10 protein-coding genes and 7 pseudogenes are annotated in these 16,250 nt (G+C 65.8%); 6 read left to right on the top strand and 11 right to left on the bottom strand.

Translation table 11 applies throughout. The annotated features are described in order from the left end of the window. Window positions 1-321: 321 nt before the first annotated feature. A pseudogene (locus MSM1_RS18190) lies at window positions 322-1,047 on the bottom strand (transposase); the annotation flags it as partial. Between the two features lie 47 nt (window positions 1,048-1,094). On the opposite strand from MSM1_RS18190, the gene MSM1_RS18185 reads away from it, so the two are divergent. Both MSM1_RS18185 and MSM1_RS18180 read left to right on the top strand, forming a co-directional pair. Next, entirely contained in the window at window positions 1,095-1,385 is a 291-nt protein-coding gene (locus tag MSM1_RS18185; protein ID WP_213445042.1) for a transposase, read from the top strand. Beyond that, window positions 1,382-2,275, top strand: coding sequence for an IS3 family transposase (locus MSM1_RS18180; RefSeq protein WP_213445039.1), 894 nt, complete (start codon window positions 1,382-1,384; stop codon window positions 2,273-2,275). The genes MSM1_RS18185 and MSM1_RS18180 overlap by 4 nt, the downstream gene beginning before the upstream one ends. A 30-nt stretch (window positions 2,276-2,305) precedes the next feature. On the opposite strand, the pseudogene MSM1_RS18175 reads toward MSM1_RS18180, so the two are convergent. Further along, a pseudogene (locus tag MSM1_RS18175) lies at window positions 2,306-2,925 on the bottom strand (helix-turn-helix domain-containing protein); the annotation flags it as partial. 253 nt (window positions 2,926-3,178) lie between these two features. Here MSM1_RS18175 and MSM1_RS18170 point away from each other — a divergent pair. Then, window positions 3,179-4,231 carry a tyrosine-type recombinase/integrase gene (locus MSM1_RS18170; protein WP_213445720.1) on the top strand — a complete coding sequence of 351 codons (1,053 nt, stop codon included), beginning with the start codon at window positions 3,179-3,181 and terminating at the stop codon, window positions 4,229-4,231. Then, window positions 4,228-5,751 (top strand): annotated as a pseudogene (locus tag MSM1_RS18165) (tyrosine-type recombinase/integrase); the annotation flags it as partial. The gene MSM1_RS18170 and the pseudogene MSM1_RS18165, both read left to right, overlap by 4 nt. Window positions 5,752-5,790: 39 nt before the next feature. Here the strand turns inward: MSM1_RS18165 and MSM1_RS22140 are convergent. Next, window positions 5,791-6,672, bottom strand: a complete 882-nt coding sequence (locus MSM1_RS22140) for a site-specific integrase (protein ID WP_236057108.1) — start codon at window positions 6,670-6,672, stop codon at window positions 5,791-5,793. Window positions 6,673-7,613: 941 nt separating this feature from the next. Next, window positions 7,614-8,654 (bottom strand): tyrosine-type recombinase/integrase, encoded by a 1,041-nt coding sequence (locus tag MSM1_RS18155; RefSeq protein WP_213441018.1) that lies wholly within the window; start codon window positions 8,652-8,654, stop codon window positions 7,614-7,616. 84 nt (window positions 8,655-8,738) lie between these two features. On the opposite strand from MSM1_RS18155, the pseudogene MSM1_RS22135 reads away from it, so the two are divergent. Together MSM1_RS22135 and MSM1_RS18145 are read left to right on the top strand one after the other, a co-directional pair. Beyond that, window positions 8,739-9,152: pseudogene (locus MSM1_RS22135) on the top strand (integrase); the annotation flags it as partial. Window positions 9,153-9,198: 46 nt separating this feature from the next. Then, a pseudogene (locus tag MSM1_RS18145) lies at window positions 9,199-9,444 on the top strand (transposase); the annotation flags it as partial. On the opposite strand, the gene MSM1_RS18140 reads toward MSM1_RS18145, so the two are convergent. From MSM1_RS18140 to MSM1_RS18110, 7 genes and pseudogenes are all read right to left on the bottom strand, one after another. Then, on the bottom strand, window positions 9,428-10,060 hold the full coding sequence (locus MSM1_RS18140) for a DDE-type integrase/transposase/recombinase (protein WP_213445037.1): 633 nt from the start codon (window positions 10,058-10,060) through the stop codon (window positions 9,428-9,430). The pseudogene MSM1_RS18145 and the gene MSM1_RS18140 sit on opposite strands and share 17 nt — an antisense overlap. Window positions 10,061-10,130: 70 nt before the next feature. Continuing rightward, window positions 10,131-10,394 (bottom strand): hypothetical protein, encoded by a 264-nt coding sequence (locus tag MSM1_RS18135; RefSeq protein WP_213445035.1) that lies wholly within the window; start codon window positions 10,392-10,394, stop codon window positions 10,131-10,133. A 20-nt stretch (window positions 10,395-10,414) separates the two neighbouring features. Beyond that, window positions 10,415-10,949 (bottom strand): annotated as a pseudogene (locus MSM1_RS18130) (transposase); the annotation flags it as partial. A 61-nt stretch (window positions 10,950-11,010) separates the two neighbouring features. Beyond that, window positions 11,011-12,441, bottom strand: a complete 1,431-nt coding sequence (gene ltrA, locus MSM1_RS18125; protein ID WP_307857432.1) for a group II intron reverse transcriptase/maturase — start codon at window positions 12,439-12,441, stop codon at window positions 11,011-11,013. Between the two features lie 419 nt (window positions 12,442-12,860). After that, window positions 12,861-13,630: pseudogene (locus tag MSM1_RS22550) on the bottom strand (transposase); the annotation flags it as partial. A gap of 87 nt (window positions 13,631-13,717) precedes the next feature. After that, window positions 13,718-15,283: an ABC transporter permease gene (locus MSM1_RS18115; RefSeq protein ID WP_213445034.1), complete on the bottom strand. Its 1,566-nt coding sequence runs from the start codon at window positions 15,281-15,283 to the stop codon at window positions 13,718-13,720. 20 nt (window positions 15,284-15,303) lie between these two features. Then, the gene (locus MSM1_RS18110) at window positions 15,304-16,218 is read right to left on the bottom strand and encodes an ABC transporter ATP-binding protein (protein ID WP_213445032.1); all 915 of its coding nucleotides are present in this window, start codon (window positions 16,216-16,218) and stop codon (window positions 15,304-15,306) included. Window positions 16,219-16,250 lie beyond the last annotated feature (32 nt).

The following is a 16,250-nucleotide window of genomic DNA, read 5'->3' as shown; positions in this document are numbered from 1 at the left end:
CCTCGAACCGTCAAGGATTGGAGAGTCATTATTATGGCGATCTGTGGATGTTGCGGCCACCGTGGCCATCACGCCCAGGTCATACCGCTGGGAACCGAGCCGTCTCGGCGGTGTAGCGACTGCCTGCGCTGTCAGCAGGAGCAACAAGATAGGCCACCGGGACGGCGGCGGTAGGTAGAACGGCTGACCTCGGGGCTGGATCCTCCAGCACAGCTCGATCACCGTGACTACGGGAACCTACGTTGAAGTGATCGCCGCGGTACACGGGTGATGCTTTGGACTCGATGGGCGCCCAGTTCGACCAAGTTATAAGTTACGGCCCTACTGACTGATCCGTGGGTGTTTGGCGCGGCCTGGCAGGGCGGGTCGGTGCCCGCCGAGGGCGAGCATTGCCAGGGCGATGAGTGCTTCCGGGGAGCGGAATCCGAACGCAATCCGGGTCAGGAGTCGGATTTTGGTGTTGGTGGATTCGATCAGTCCCTGCGATAGGGCATGGTCGAGGGCGGCGTCGATGGCTTCGCGGTGTCGCACGATTCGGCCGGCCAGCTCGACGAAGACTGGGATGCGGCAGCGCCGTGCCCAGGAGATCCACCGGTCCAGGGCCTGCTTGCCTTCCTCGCCCTTGACCGAAAACACATAGCGCAATCCCTCTTTGAGCAGATATGCGCGGTAGAGCCGGGTATCAGTTCTGGCGATCCAGGCCAGCTTTGCGGTTTGGCGTTCGGTGAGGTCTTCGGGGTTTTTCCACAGTGCATAGCGGGCGGCTTTGAGCCGCCGTGCCCGTTCATGACCCGGCCGCGGCGCGGTGTTCCTGCTGGGCCGACCACGGCCCCATTTGGCCTCGCCGCGCGCGATCGCTCGCGCGTCGTTCCAGGCCCGGCGCCGCTCGGCATCCAGCGCCTCGGTGGCCCAGGCCACCACATGAAACGGATCTGCGCAGCGGATCGCGCCCGGGCAGCGCTCGGCGACCACATCGGCAATCCACTCCGCCGCATCGGCGGACACATGGGTGATCTGCGCGCACCGCTGGGCGCCCAGAGCGTCGAAAGGGAAATCCCCCGAAAGTGTGGAGGCATGCACTATGAGGTAAGGGCATGTCAAAGACGCGCAGGAAGTTCGACCGGGAGTTTCGGGAGGGAGCGGTACGGATAGTCCGGGATACCGGTAAGCCGATCGCGCAGGTGGCCCGAGACCTCGGGATCCATCCGGGCACCCTGGGTAATTGGGTTGCCAAAGATCGTGCTGAACGGGAAGGCGCCCAGGGGCTTTCCACCGGTGATATCGCCGAGTTGAAGCGGCTGCGCGCCGAGGTCGCCGAGCTGCGCATGAAGCGTGATGTGCTCAAGCGATCCGTGGTCGGCTGGGTCAAGGAGGCGACGAGGTGAGTGTGGCCCGCTTTATCGCCGACCAGAGGACCGTGCATCGGGTGCCACACACGGTGTGCTGCGCGCTTTTGGGGGTCAGCGTTTGCTGGTTCTATAAGTGGCTGGACCGCGAGCCCACTGAGCGGCAGCGACGCCGCGCGCAGCGGGATGCGCGAGTGGCGGAGCTGTTCGAGCGCTCCCAGCGCACCTACGGCTCGCCGCGGATCCACGCCGACCTGCTCGCTGAAGGCTGGAAGGTCAGCGTGAACACGGTGGCCGACTCGATGCGCCGGCACGGGCTGGCCGGGCGCAAGCCTAAGCGCCCCAGGGGGTTGACCCGCCAGGACAAGAAGGCACCTCAGTTCCCCGACCTGCTCAAACGGGACGCCACCGCCGCAGCGCCCAACCGTAAGTGGTGCGGTGATATCACCGAAATCCCCACCGATGAGGGCAAACTGTATTTGGCTTCGGTCTTGGACCTGTGCGGGCGACGTTTGCTGGCTTGCCCGATGTCGGAGCACCCCGATGCCGAGCTGGCCAGCGACGCGATCAAGATGGCCGTCGCAGTACGTGGCGGGCGCGCAGCGATCGCTGGCGTGATCTTTCACACTGATCGCGGATCTACCTACACCGCCAATGATTTCACTAAGCTGTGCCGCAAGCTCGGGGTGCGCCAATCGATGGGACGTGTCGGGTCGTGCTTCGACAACGCCGCCAGCGAGGCGTTCTTTTCCACCCTCGAACACGAGGTGCTGTCCCGCCACCACTTCGCCACCAAGGCACAGCCACGCGAGGCCATCACCACCTGGTGCTACGGGTTCTACAACACCCGACGTCGGCACAGCTCAGCCGGGTTGCTGCCACCCGTCGAATACGAAAAAATCACGGCCATCCAACCGCAGGCCGCATAACGGAAACCTCCACGTTTTCAGGGGAAACCCAAAAAACCGCCGCAGCGTCTTGGTGTCGCGGCCCGGGGCGGCCCACACCAGCCGGCCGCTGTCGTGGTCAACCACCACCGTGAGGTACTTGTGGTGACGCTTATAGGAGATCTCATCGATGCCGATCCGACGCAGACCCGCAAACCGGTCGATCCTCTTCTCCGTGTCGGCCCACACCCTCGCCACGATCGCCCCTACGGTGCGCCAGGCGACCCGCATCAACTCGCACACCGCGGTTTTCGAACACGCCACCGCCAGCCAGGCCACCGTGTCATCAAAGGCCAAAGTGTGCCCGGCATGGTGGCGCGCCCACGGCACCGCCACCACCGTAGGCCCATGGGCGGGGCAGTTCACCCGCGGCGCATCGGCCTCCAGCACCACCTGCATGTGCCCCAATCCAGGCCCCGCCACCGGCGCCGACCCTCACCCCGGTCATACCAGGGCGCCCTGCGACCGCAGCGGCCACAACGGCGCGAAACACCACTTCGCGGCCGCACCCGCGCCACCACCAGCGTGTCGCCGTCGGCGTCTTCCTCCCCGAACTCCTCGAACTCGATGTCTTCGATCACGGTGCGCTGGTCGACACCCAGCAGCGCACGCCATAGCCTCACATTGCGCACGTCGTTGTTGGCTCCTTTGGTTCCTGACCTTCCACAAGCCAGAAACCTTAAGCCACAACGACGTGCGCCCCTTACATCAACAACCGGCCCACGGAAGCGTCAGAAGAGCCAAAATTTAGTCGAACAACCCCATATCCGTTAACCGGCCCTCGCAGGGGCGACACGAACCGCGCAGCGGCGTGAGATCCGGGTCGGTCGGTGACGACCGGTGGATGCTGCTGAGGACAGAGCACGGCAGGAAGGGCAGACGGTGATGATAGTGCGGGTGCGCATGGTCGATGGCGGGTATCGGGTCGAGGGAGACTGGGCTGATCGAGATTCGGCGAACGCGTTCCTGACGCATTTGGTCGGGCGCGGGTTCAGTCTGGCCACGGTGCGCGGGTACGCATTCGACGTGGTGAACCTGGCGCGGTTTCTCGGCGAACGGGGTATGGGGCTGGCCGAGGTCGATGCTCCGGTGGTGTTCGACTGGATCGATTGGCAGGGGGTGCACCGCGCCGACGGCCCTGGCGGTGCGGATCGGTCCCGCGCGGCTGCGGCGTCGACGGTGAATCGTCGGGTGGCGGCGGTGCGAGCCTTGTTTGAGTACCTGGTGATGACCGGCCGACGTGGTGATACTCCGGTGCCGTCACCGCGGCGCGGGCAGGGACTGCGCCGCTCAGAACGGGGGCTGCTGGGTCATCTCGGTCCAGGGCGCGCTCGCCCCGGTGGCAGGCTGGTGCGGCAGCCGCGTCTGCTTCCAGAATCGTTGCCGGCCAGTGACATCGACGCGTTTGTCGCGACCTTGGCGACGCACCGAGATCGGGCGATGGTGTTGGCGATGCTGCTGGGCGGGTTGCGGTCGGCAGAGGTGCGGGGGCTGCTGCTGGCCGATGTAGATATGGGTCGACGACGGCTGCGGGTGATCGACAAGGGCAGCAAGGAACGCCACGTGCCCGTGGATGCCGCTTTCTTCACCGAGGTCGCAGCGTATCTGCGGTGGGAGCGCCCACCGGGCCTGGCGGCACCGCAGTGTTTCGTAGTACTGCGGGGCCCGACCGCCGGCGCACCGGTCAGCGAGGCAGGGCTGCGCAGCCTATTTCGCCGCCACCGGGAGCTCTCCGGCGCGACCCGGGTGCGTCCGCATCGGCTGCGCCACACCTACGGCACCGAATTGGCTTCCGGGGGAATTGATCTGCTCGCATTGCGGGCGTTGATGGGGCATGTCTCGCCGGAGACCACGGCCCGCTACGTGCACCTGTCGGTGGAACAACTCGCCGCCGAATATTGCGCCGCGCGCGCGAGTCTGGCTGGAGCACTGCGATGACCGCGCCGGCAGTCGACCGGGGTGTCGACACCGATGCACTGCTGGGCGGCTACTTCGATTACGTCGCGGGCCTGGGCCTCGGTGAGCGGGCGGTGCGCGACCGCATTCGCATCGCGCGCGACTTCCTCTCCCGCCACCGGAATCTTGCCGCGTGGATGACTCTGCCCGCCACCGTGCGGGCCGCCGAGCTGCAGTCGAGCAGAGCCTGGCCGCTGGTGTGCTACGCGATTGGCACCGACCGGATCCGGCTGGATGTCGAGCTGGCCGCGGTCAAGCAGCTGACCGGGCTCGGCCACGCCGTCGCGGCGCGTGATCCGGGTGGGTTCGCGGCGATACGAGATGCGGGAAACCGGTTGGGCTGGACCAGCTCCTGGGTCGAAACGGTGCTCGGTGAGTGCCTGGCGGTGCTGCTGGCCTGCCGCGGAGGGCTGGTTGCCGACCTCACCGTGCAGGGCATCGACGAGTTCGATGCCGCGCTATCGGTCAGCTCGATCCCACCCTCGTCGCGGCGCGCCTACCGGGCACGGCTGGCCAGCCTGCGCCAGCTGCTGTTCGAGACCGGTGTGGTCGACACCGCACCGCGGCGGCGAGTCTGGGCGCGCAGCCTCGAGCCGCGCTTCGCCGACGTGGCGATGGCCGAACCGATCCGGGACACGTTGTTGCGCTATGTCCGGGTGCGCGCAGCGGTGCTGCGCCCGAAGTCGGTGGAGTCGCTGATCAACGATCTGCTGCCGTTCGCCGAATACCTCACCACCCACCACCCCGATATCACCTGTTTGAGCCAGCTGGACCGGGCCTGCATCGAGGGCTACCTGACCTGGAACCGCACCCGGGGCTGGCGCGGGCAACGCGCCGCCGCCGGCGCGCGGCGCACCATCTCGGCCGCGGTCGCCCAATCGGCGGTGCTGAGCCTGCGCAACCTGCTCGACGACATCACCGCCTGGGGCTGGCAGCAGGCACCACCGCGGCGGCTGGTCTTCGCCGCCGATGTCCCCAAACTCGACCAGCCGCTGCCGCGTGCCCTGGCCCCCGACGTCGATGCGGCGGTGATGAACGCCATTGCCGACCTGGATGATCCGTTCACCCGCGTCGGGCTGACCGTGCTGCGCGGTGCCGGGCTGCGGGTCGGCGAACTGCTCGACCTGGAACTGGGCAGCATCATCGATTACGGACCCGCCGGCACCTGGTTGAAAGTGCCGCTGGGCAAGCTGGCCACCGAACGCATGGTGCCGCTGTCGGCGGCCACCGTCGCCGTCCTCGATGAGTGGGTCAGCTACCGTGGTGCGCACCGGCCGTTGCCGCACCCACGCACCGGTGTGCTCACCGACTTTCTGTTCACCCAGCGCGGGCGTCGCCTCGGCTATACCCGGCTTCGCAATGGGCTGCTCGCCGCCGCCAAAGCCGCCGGGCTACGCGCACCCCACGGCGGCGCACTCGTCGTCACTCCTCATCAGCTGCGCCACACTTGGGCCACAGAACTGGCGAATGCCGGCATGAGCCTACAGGCGTTGATGGCGTTGCTCGGGCATTATGCGGGTGATCTTGTCAAGTGGGTGCGGTCAGGAGGCGGCATCGTCGAGGCGGGCGAGCAGTCCGTCGAACACTTTCTGGCGGCCGAGTTGTCCTTTCTCGGCGGCGTCGTCGCGTTGTGCCTGCAGAGTCGGGCGGAATTCGATGGTGGTCTGGAAGAAAGTGCAGGATTCGCAGATGGATTCGAAGTGGCAGTCCAGGCCGACGGGTCGGGCGCAGTAGCCGTTGCCGAGCATGCGGCGGTGCATCTCGGCACGGAGCTTGCGCATTTCAGCGCCTTCGGCGTCGGCGGGAAGTGCGCGCGGCTGATCGTAGAGGGCTTCGACTTTTTCACTGACGGAGAAGTATTCGTCGGCGACAGTGCGATCGGCGATTCGGGCGTAAACGAGCGTCATACGCATAGATCGGTGACCCAACAGCGCGGCCAGCGCTTCCAGGGACATGCCGCGGTTGATCGCCTGGGTCGCCAAGGTATGCCTGAGACGATGCGGCGAAACACGGCCGATGCCAGCCGCTTTCGCGGCTTCAGCGACTGCCCGATCGACGCGGCCCTCGCCGATGCGTTGGCCGTATTCGATAAACAGGTAGGGGCTGCGCAAGCTGGTGGGTCGGTTGGCGATCCAGGCGTCGAGGAGGTCCTTGAGTTGGGGGTGCAAGGGGATGTAGCGGTCGGTGCGCAGTTTCCCCAGCGGCACGTGCAACCAGTATGCCGCCCCGATCTGCACCACGGAATCAACTGTGAGATCGAGGAATTCGCCCTTGCGCAGCCCGGTGCGGGCCAGAAACTCCACACACAGTCGAACGAACGGATCATCAGCGGTGCGCGCGGCCTGCAGCAGCTTGGTGAACGCGGCGTCGTCGAGGAAGCGGGGCAGCGGGTCGTCGCGCAGCGGCAGGTCGCCGGTGAACATGAGCACGCGGGCGGGAATGTCGTCGCCGCACCATTCGGTGAGCCGGTCGAAGCAGGTGCGCAGGGTACCGAGGTGTTCGGCGAGACTGATCTTGGACAACCGCCCACCGCGGGCCGAGGGCCGGGTGCTCAGGTGCAGCTTGTAGGCCTCGATGTGTGTCCGACGCAGGTCGGCGACGCAGACCACCTCGGGGGCGTTCGCGGCCAGCCAACCGGCGAACTCCCGCAGCACGCCTTCGACGCGCACCATCGTCGACGCCCGCAGCGACAGCCGTGTCTGGGCGATGTAACCGGTCAGGGTGGCCGCCAGCCGCGGCGGGACCGCCGCCCACTGGGCGGCCCGTTCAGCCGAGCGGTTTGGGCTGGTCTTGCGGGGCGCGGTGTCCAGGACGCCGAGGTGGAACAGGGTGGTCTGCGCACCGAACAGCGCCGCGCTCAGTGCCTTGGCGCCGTGGCTGCCGGGTCGGTGGCGAGTTATCGCGCTGATCAACGCTTTTCGCTGCGTATCGATCACCGGCTGGGTCAGCTTCTCGGGAGTCAGCCCGGCCAGCGCGGCCACCTTGGCCAGGGCGGACCACTGCAGGCGGGTCACGACGGGACCGAACCCGAGCTCAGTGGAGGTCGCCACGAACCGTTGGTGGAACCTGCGGTGATGGTGAGCGGCGACTTCGCCGAGGTAGGGCCGGCACGCCACGAGATAGTCCGGGCTGGGCCGCAGCCGTCCCGTCACGATCAGCCAACCGACCACCCGTCGATCCTTCAGCGGCAAAGCGCACTGGGTTGCCAGCGGCAACGCAGACCAGCCCGCCACACCCACGCGGGTGAAGAACGTGCGGGCCACCGAGGTCACCGGGTGTCCCGCGAACATCCTGGCCGCAACGAGGTCGGCCCTATACGCCTCGACGAGCTCCTCGATGTCGGGGCGAGGTGCCGGTGACCGGTTCATTTCTCGGCCGCCTCACCGGACGCGACGACCTGCGCCTCGATCGCCTCGGCGGCCCGCAGGTACTCCCGTTCCAGCCAGTCGTTGGCCAGATGCAGATAGATGCGGGTCGAGTCGATCGATGCGTGGCCGGCCTGAGCCTGGATCGCCTCCAGCGCCATCCCCGCCTCCCGCAGCCGGGTGAAACAGGTGTGCCGCAGCTGATGGCACGTCGCCTGGGTCAGCCCGGCGCGACCGCGCGCACCCTCGAGGATCTCGTCCAGACCGGCAGCCGACAACGGCTCGCCACGCCGGGATCCCTTCAACACCACGAACACTCGATCGGTCGACGTCTGCGGGCGCTCCTGATCCAGATAGTCCCCCAGCGATGCGAAGAACCGCGCCGATACCGGCACCATCCGCTGCCGACCGCCCTTGCCTTCGGCCACGAACACCCGCCGCTCGCCGGCGTTGACATCGTCGAGGCGCAGTCCCAGCACCTCACAGCGTCGCAGACCACCCAGCAGCATCGCCTCGACCATGGCCCGGTCGCGGTGGGTGCGCAGCGCCGCCCGCAACGCGTCGACCTCGCTTGGCACCAGCACCCGGGGCAGCGTGCGCGGGGTGCGGATCAACGGCACGCCGCCCTTGCCGCGCCGAGCACCGGGGCGACGCGCCGCCAGGCTTGTCGGGACGGGGTTGCAGGTGACGCCGGTATCACCGCGGGCCGCGAGGTAGGCATACAGGCCACGCACACTGGACAACCGGCGGGCGATCGTGCGCGACGCCAACCCTGGCTCGCCGTCCTCCAACCGCACCACCTGCTCGCCCAAGCGGGCAGTGCGTTGAGAAGCCAAGAACGCGAAGACATCTGCGGCGTTCACCTGAGCCGGTTGCTTGGCAACTACACCGAAGAAGATCTTCAAATCCGACGCCACCGCCAGCCATGTGTTGGTCCGGGCTCGCGCCGCAACGAAGGCCAGGTAGTCATCCAGCAGCGAATGCCCTAGGGTGATCGCGACCAGTTCCGCCCCACGATGGTGACGAACCAGGCACGGCATGAACACGACAACCTCCCGCCGCCAGCATCCGCGTCAGCCCCGCTGGATCACGGCAGACACGCCGAATATCACCCGTATATCAAACATGTCACGCCGCAGATGACGATCCGCTACGCCACACTCGCCTCGCCCACTCTGCGCGCCGCTTACGACGAGGCCATGGGCAAGATGCGCCGCCAGTTCACCCTCACCCCGGTCGGCAAACCCATCCTGCCCGACAAGGTCAGCTGGCTGAACAGCGAGATGCTGAAAACCCGTGTGGCGCACGGCTACTGCGCCCGCCACCCGGCCGCCGGCGCCTGCCCGTATGCCAACATCTGCGAAACCTGCGACAACTACATCACCGCACCCGAATTTCGCGGCGCCCTCACCGATCAACTCGCCGACATCCAGGTCCTCAAGACCGACGCCGAGACCCGCGGCTGGACCGACGAAGCCGCCCGCCACGCCCACGTCGCGCACGCCCTCACGGACCACCTGCAGCGCCTCGACCGCTGAAACCCCGAACCAGCCACCGGGTTGACCCACCCCCGAGGGCCGGATAATCGAACGGTTGAACAAAGAGATCAAGCGGCGAGCCGACGTCGTGGAGATCTTCCCCAACCCTGCGGCGTCCCTGCGCCTGGCCACCGCCGTGGTCATCGAAGCCCACGATGAATGGCAGGTCACCCGCCGCTACCTGTCCGATGTGTCCATGGACGAGCTACGCGATGTGATCGCCGACAAACACGCCGCCACAGTGCTTGCCAAAACACCACCAAATCGCCTAGCGTTCACCATGACTCGTTGATCAAAACGCGTGAACCACGCCAGATCCGAAATCCACCACTCCTGGGCTTGACCCCGTTTGGTGGACACAGGGTCAGGCGGCTTGTGCCGTCTGAGTGAGTCGGTCTTCGAACTCGACCGGCCTCATCATAGCGAGGGCCGAATGACCTCTGCGGTCGGCTATAGACCCGCTCGATCCCATCGCCGACGGCGAGCGTGGCGGCCGTCTTGGTCGGCCACAGGTATCGGTCGTAGAACTCGACTTTCAATGTTGCCCAAAACGATTCCTGCTGAGCGCTGTCCCAACACAGCGCGGTGCGGCCCACCGAGCGGGCCAGGTGCTCGCGGGCCAACCGCGCCAGCTGCGCGGAGGTGCACTGGCAGCCGCGATCGGCGTGCACCACGAGCCGCTGGGCGAGCTCGCCGCGCATCGCCACAGCCCTCTGCACGGCGGCCCGCACCAGATCGGTGTGCAGGCACTCGTCGCCGCCCCAGCCGATCACCCGCCGTGAGCAATTGTCGCGGACGGCACACAGATAAAGCCAGCCCGCACCGGTGTCCAAATAGGTGATATCGCTGGTCCACACTCGGTTGAGGATCGCGGTGTCGAAGCGGCGCGTGAGCGGGTCTTTAGGCAAGTGTGCAGCCGAGCAAATCCGCATCCCCTCCCGGGCGTATCACGTTCAGCTCGTTTGCGGGCTTCGTATCTTAAAACAGCGCCGCGGCGCGGGCCATGAGGTGAAAAGGGATCGCCTCGTAACTGAGCTGCTCGGAGGTGATCCGTAGCATGAATCCGGTCAGGGAACCGGGATTGTTGGCTGACAGTTCTAGGTCATTGACCGCCGAGTAGGCGGCACAGCAGCGCAGCAAATCGTCGAGCGTGGCAGGTGGCCTATGTTCGTTGCCCGAGACCAGGCTAACGCGGGCTATGTCGGCCAGGGTCCACGGCGGGAACTTCAGAGCAATTGTCAATATCTGTGGATCAAGATTTTTCAGGCGGCCTCCTTCCGGGTTTCGTCAGCGACCGGTTCGTCGGGGCGCTCGACGAGCTTGCCGTTCTCGAACCTCGCGCCGGCACGGACGAGGGCGACCAAGTGGGGTGCGTTGACCGCGCGCCAGCGTGACTGGGAGGCCTCGATCAGCTTGTAGGCCACGGCGATTCCGGCTGCCCGTGAACCGGGCCCCTTGGTGATCTTGCTGCGGTTGCGCACAGTGGCAAAAGTCGACTCCATCGGATTTGTCGTGCGCAAAGTGCACCCAATGTTCGGCCGGGAAGTCGTAGAAGGCCAGCAGCTCATCCAGGTCGTCGCTGATCTTGGCGACCGCTTTTGGGTACTTAGCGCCGTAGGCCGCCTCGAACGCCTTGACCGCGTCCAGCGCGTGGGGCTTGTCTTCGGCGTTCCAGATCTCCGCCAAGGCTTTCTTCGCCCCCGGATGCGCCGACTTCGGCAGCACAGCGAAAACATTCGCAATCTTATGGAACCAACAGCGCTGTTTTTTCGCCTCCGGGAAAACGTCGCGCAGCGCGCCCATCGCGGTAGGGACCGCTCTTGCGAGCAGCCCCCCGCACAGATCCCAGCGTGCGGGATTACCGCACTGGGCTCCTGCCTTGGATTCTGGCGTCGAATCGCACGTTGGGAAAGGGGTGCCGCACGCGGGCGGGTGGCAGCCACCTCGTGGTGAGAGGACCCATCTGTGTCCAGTTCAGTCGCTTTCGTTGGCTGCGGCGCCGAAGCGCGTTAAACCACAGCTGACTTACCTGAGCACGAAAGGCCGCTGCCGCATCGGTGTTGCCGGGCACGGCATAGTAGGCCATATGGCCGGTCACCACACTTCGTAACCACTTGCCTTGCACCGGTATGGGCTGATGCCGGCGCCGCTTGAGTTGGTCATTGACCTCTTTGAGCTTGGCCCGCATCCGTTTACCGATCGTGATGCGCCGCAACCAGAACCGTCCACGCTTGGTGGTCCCGCAGAAATGCGTGAAACCAAGGAAGTCGAACGTCTCCGGCTTCCCCAGACCCCGCGCCTTTCGCCGCCGAGCGGCATGCCGCCCGAACTCGATCAACCGGGTCTTATCGGGATGAAGTTCCAACCCGAACTTCGCGAACCGCTCGCGAAGATCAGCCCAGAACCGTAGCGCATCCTCTTGATGTTCGAAACCAACAGTGAAATCGTCGGCGAACCTGACAATGACCACGTCACCCTCGGCGTACCGATTCCTCCACCATTGAGCCCACAAGTCGAATACGTAGTGCAGGTACACGTTAGCCAGCAACGGCGAAACCGATGCCCCCTGCGGTGTCCCTTCTATGTTTTTCGACCACTGCCCGTCCTCGATGACACCTGCGTTCACCCACTTCTGGATGAGCCGCAGGACCCGCTTATCCGCAATACGGTGCTCGAGAAACCTTTCTAACCAACTGTGATCGAGTTGGTTGAAAAAGTCGCGGACAGCCGCGTCAAGCACCCAGTTCACTCTCTTCCGCTCGATTCCGACCGTCAGCGCGTCCAACGCATGATGCGGGCCGCGTCCCGGCCGAAACCCATAAGAAAAGCCCAGGAAGTCCACCTCATAGATCGCGTTGAGTACCTCGACGACGGCCCGCTGGACGATCTTGTCTTCCAACGAGGCGATACCGAGCGGCCGCAACCGCCCGTCCGCCTTCGGGATATACACCCGCCGCGACGGTTTCACCCGGTAACGCCCTGCGTGCAGCCTGCCGTGCAGGTCATGAAGGTTAGCCTCCAAATCCTGCCGGTAGGCTGCCCACGTCACACCGTCAACCCCCGGAGCAGCCCCCGGGCGGATCGCCCAAAACGCTGACCTGAGACGGTCGACGCTGACGTGGTGCAGCAGCGCTGTGAACCGTGCTTCCTTATCTCCTTGTGCCACCCGGCGCACACGATCCAGCGCACTTGACGCGCCTGACCCGGCTCTGTGTCCGAGACGCGTTTTGCTGGCCGTGTTCTCCTTGGCCAGCCCCCTTTCCTCCACCACCTCCGCCGCCGCTGTCACGGCTTTGTTCGGCAGCTTCGCAGGTACTACGGGGCTGTCAGACTTCCCACGCTCGTACATCTCAGGCGTACCGCCTTGGCGTTCCCTGAGCGGCCCGCCCGGTGATCAGCCAGACGGGCAAGACATGGGACCTCCCGGTTCTCGCGCATGAAGATTCCGTACATGCCCTGGTTCTCTGACCGCGCGGGATCCCCTGACGGCTCGCGATAACGCCGCCAGCGATGTTGCCTTCCACGTGTTTTGACCGTGTCGGCATCCCGAACTCCTTGATTTCGCGGCTCAATAGCCCGGCCTGCACGTGCCCCTTCCAACGCTTCGCCAGTGCCCTCACGAGCACCCACGCATGGTTGGGGTCATCGTGGATCGCTAGTCCTTCGATGTAGAGCTGTCTCATCTCCTTCTTCATGCCGGTTTATCCCGGCGCTCCAAAACCCCAGCGCGCCATCCCCGATCGCCGGCGCGCGCATGCCGCGCCGTTTGGCATCGCGCAGCAGGTCTGCCCACGACTGGCTGGCCTCCCGGTAGCCGTCGGTGAGCGCGACCAGCTCCTTGCGCCCATCCGCGCGCACCCCGATCAGCACCAAAACACAGCTTGGCCTCCCCCAGGCGCACATTGACGTGGATGCCATCAGCCCAGAGGTAGACGTAGTCCACGTTCGACAGGTCGCGGGCCGCGAACGCGTTCTGCTCGGCCAGCCAGGTCTGGGTCAGCTTGGTGATCGTCGCCGCCGACAGGCCCTTGGTCAAGCCCAGGAACTGCCCCAGCGCCGGCCCGAAGCCCTGGCTGGACAGCCCGTGCAGCTACAGCAGCGCCAACACCTCGGTGACCTGCGGGGTCGTGCGCGCCCACGGCGGCAGGATCGCCGAGGAGAACCGGCACGCTCACCGGTTTCCGGGTCGACACGGCGGTCGTTGACCCGCGGCGCGACCACCTCGATCACCCCGCGGCGGTGATCACCTCCCGCGGCTGGTGATAGCCATTGCGCACCACCATCCGATGCCCGTTCTCGTCGCGCTCATCGGCGAACTGGGCGCAGTAGGCGGCCACCTCGGCCCGCAACGCCGCGGCCAGCATCCGCTGGGCACCCTCGCGCACGATCGGGTCGACCACCGACGACACCGGGCCCGCGAGCGCGACCCCGACGCCGTAATCCTCGCGGGCAGCCGAAACAGGGACTACGTTGAGCATGGGTCGTAGCTTCCCGGCCGACGCGCGAACGCGGGCGCACGCGGCGCAGCATTCCTGGTTATGGGAAATTGCCTGGGAGATGGGGTGTCAAGCGATGTCGCGGTGGCGGAACCCGGCGAACGCGACGGCGGTCAATGCTACGAAGACGGCGCCCACTGTTGCTAGGCCAGTCCAGTGCGGGCTGGGTGCGGTGATGTTCGGGACGTGGTGCAGTGGACTGATGCTCAGCACCCACTCAGGCAGTTTGAACGTGGGGCCGAGGATGGTCAGCCCGAACGCGGCGATCACGCCGAGCCAACCGACGAGCCGGATCGCGGGCCGAACTCCCACGGCCCCCGCTGCAATGGCGATCAGCGTCCACACCGCCGGAATGGTGATGACGGCTTGACCGATGACATCGGTGACCGCGATGCCCAGATGTGCGGCCCCGGCAACGGTCCCGATAACGATCGCCCCAAGGAGGAGGAAGACGGCAGGGCCAAGGTAGGCGATGGCAAGGTTGCTGGCCAGGTAGGTCGGTCGGCGCAGCGCACCGGCGAGTAGGGGTTCGACGCGAAAATTGCTCTCCTCAAACACGATCCGATTGACGATTTGCACTCCGGCGATGGCGGCGATGAGCCCAATCATCTGCAAGATCGTGACCAGAAAGGCGAACGTCAGGTTCGACGCCGCGCCCGATCCACCGGCAAGTACGCTGCCCATCGACGTGTTCGAGGAGAGCAGGTCGGTGATGGAAGTAGCCAGGAAACCGAAGACGAGCCCAAGACCGGCGAACGCAACCAGCCAGGTGATCAGCGAGCCCCGGTTGAGCCGGATTGCCAATCCCCAGATGTTGGCGGCCATAGCACCGCGGGCTGGGCCGGGTCGTGGCGGGATGATGCCAGCTCCGTAGTCACGCCGGGCGTCGAGCGCGAATCCGCACCCGATCAACATCACCGCGAGCGCAAGCGCGAGTAACAGCGGCCAGGGGTTGTTGGCGGTGGCCGGCCCGACGTGTTCCAGCCACCCCAAGGGTGTGGCCCAGGACGCCCACCCCGGCGCGTCGGTGGAGTCGATAAAGCCACGGGTCACGAAACAGACTGCGAGCACGGCGATGGCGATGCTATTGGCGGAACGTGCATCCGAACCCAATTGGACCATCACGGCGGCGACTCCTGCGAACATCAAACCCGAAGCGGTGAACGTCGCGGCCAACAGAAGCGACGGCACGGCAGCGCCACCGACTGCGATGGTGAGCAAGAAACACACCACCCCAAGCGCGACGGAGGCAGCGCAGGCCAGAATGACGGCAACGGACAGCCGCGCCTGCCGTCCGAGCACACCGGAGGCAAGCAGCTCAGCTTGCCCCGAGTCCTCATCTGCGCGGCTGGTGGCGACCACGGTCAGGATCGCCATCAGCGCGGCGAAGAACGTGCCGAGTGCTCCTGAGCGCCATGCATTGAATCCGTCGTTGGTCATCAGGTCGCGGGCTGGCCCGAATATCAGCGACAAGGCTGGGTTAGACCCTAGAGCGCCCGACAGCTGCTTGCGATCGGCAATGTCTGGAAAGATCAACCGGTAAGCCAGGATTGACGACACCGATAGCGCAGTGACCCCGGCGACCCATGGAGCGATGGTGCGGGCGTTGGTGCGCGCCGTTACGGGAAGGAGCACCCTGGCTCCCACGAACGCCTTCACGACGGTGTGCCCACTGAGGCGGTGGTGTACTGCTGCAGGAAGAGGTCTTCTAGTGACGGCGGGCTCACGGTGAGCGAGGACATGTCGTAGCGAATCAACTGCGCCATCGCCGCATTGACTTGGTCGGCGTCCACGGAACCGGTGAAGTGCGTGCCGTCGATACGCACCTCGTGGAAGCCATGCACTTCGGCCGCATCACGCGGAGGATTGCGCAGTACGGCCGATATGGAGCTGCGGGTATGGCCCCGCAGCCCTTCGAGGGTTCCGGTCTGGACGACCCGACCCTGACGGATGATGCTGACCCGGTCGGCAAGCGCCTCGACCTCGCTGAGGATGTGACTCGACAGCAGCACGGTGCGGCCGCGAGCCTTCTCCTTGGCGATTTCTTGTTGAAAGACGGCTTCCATCAACGGGTCCAAACCGGAGGTGGGTTCGTCGAGGATGAGCAATTCCACGTCGGAGGAAAGTGCCGCGACGATGGCGACCTTCTGTCGGTTGCCCTTGGAGTACTGGCGGCCACGCTTGGTGGGGTCGAGTTCGAACCGCTCAATAAGTTCGGCGCGGCGTGTCTCGTCGAGTCCGCCGCGCAGACTGCCGAGCAGGTCGATTGCCTCACCGCCAGTGAGGCTGGGCCATAGCACCACGTCACCAGGCACGTAGGCCAGTCGGTGATGCAGTTCGACGACGTCGCGCCAGGGATCGCCCCCGAGCAGTCGAACCTCACCGGCGTTGCGACACAACAGCCCTAGCAAAACGCGGATGGTAGTGGACTTTCCTGCCCCATTGGGCCCCAGGAAGCCGTGCACCTCCCCTTCGGTAACCGTCAGGTCCAGCCCGTCCAGAGCGGTGAACTTGCCGAACTTCTTCACCAGCCCTGCGATGGCGATTGCGGGCTGCCCGCGTGTGGTCATCGTTATCCCTTTGCGATGTGCGACGTTTGTCG

Origin of the sequence: Mycobacterium sp. SM1 (assembly GCF_018361265.1) — a bacterium.
Lineage (GTDB): Bacteria > Actinomycetota > Actinomycetes > Mycobacteriales > Mycobacteriaceae > Mycobacterium.
The sequence above is the reverse complement of the archived record's forward strand: the minus strand, read 5'-3'. Positions and strand labels throughout refer to the sequence as shown.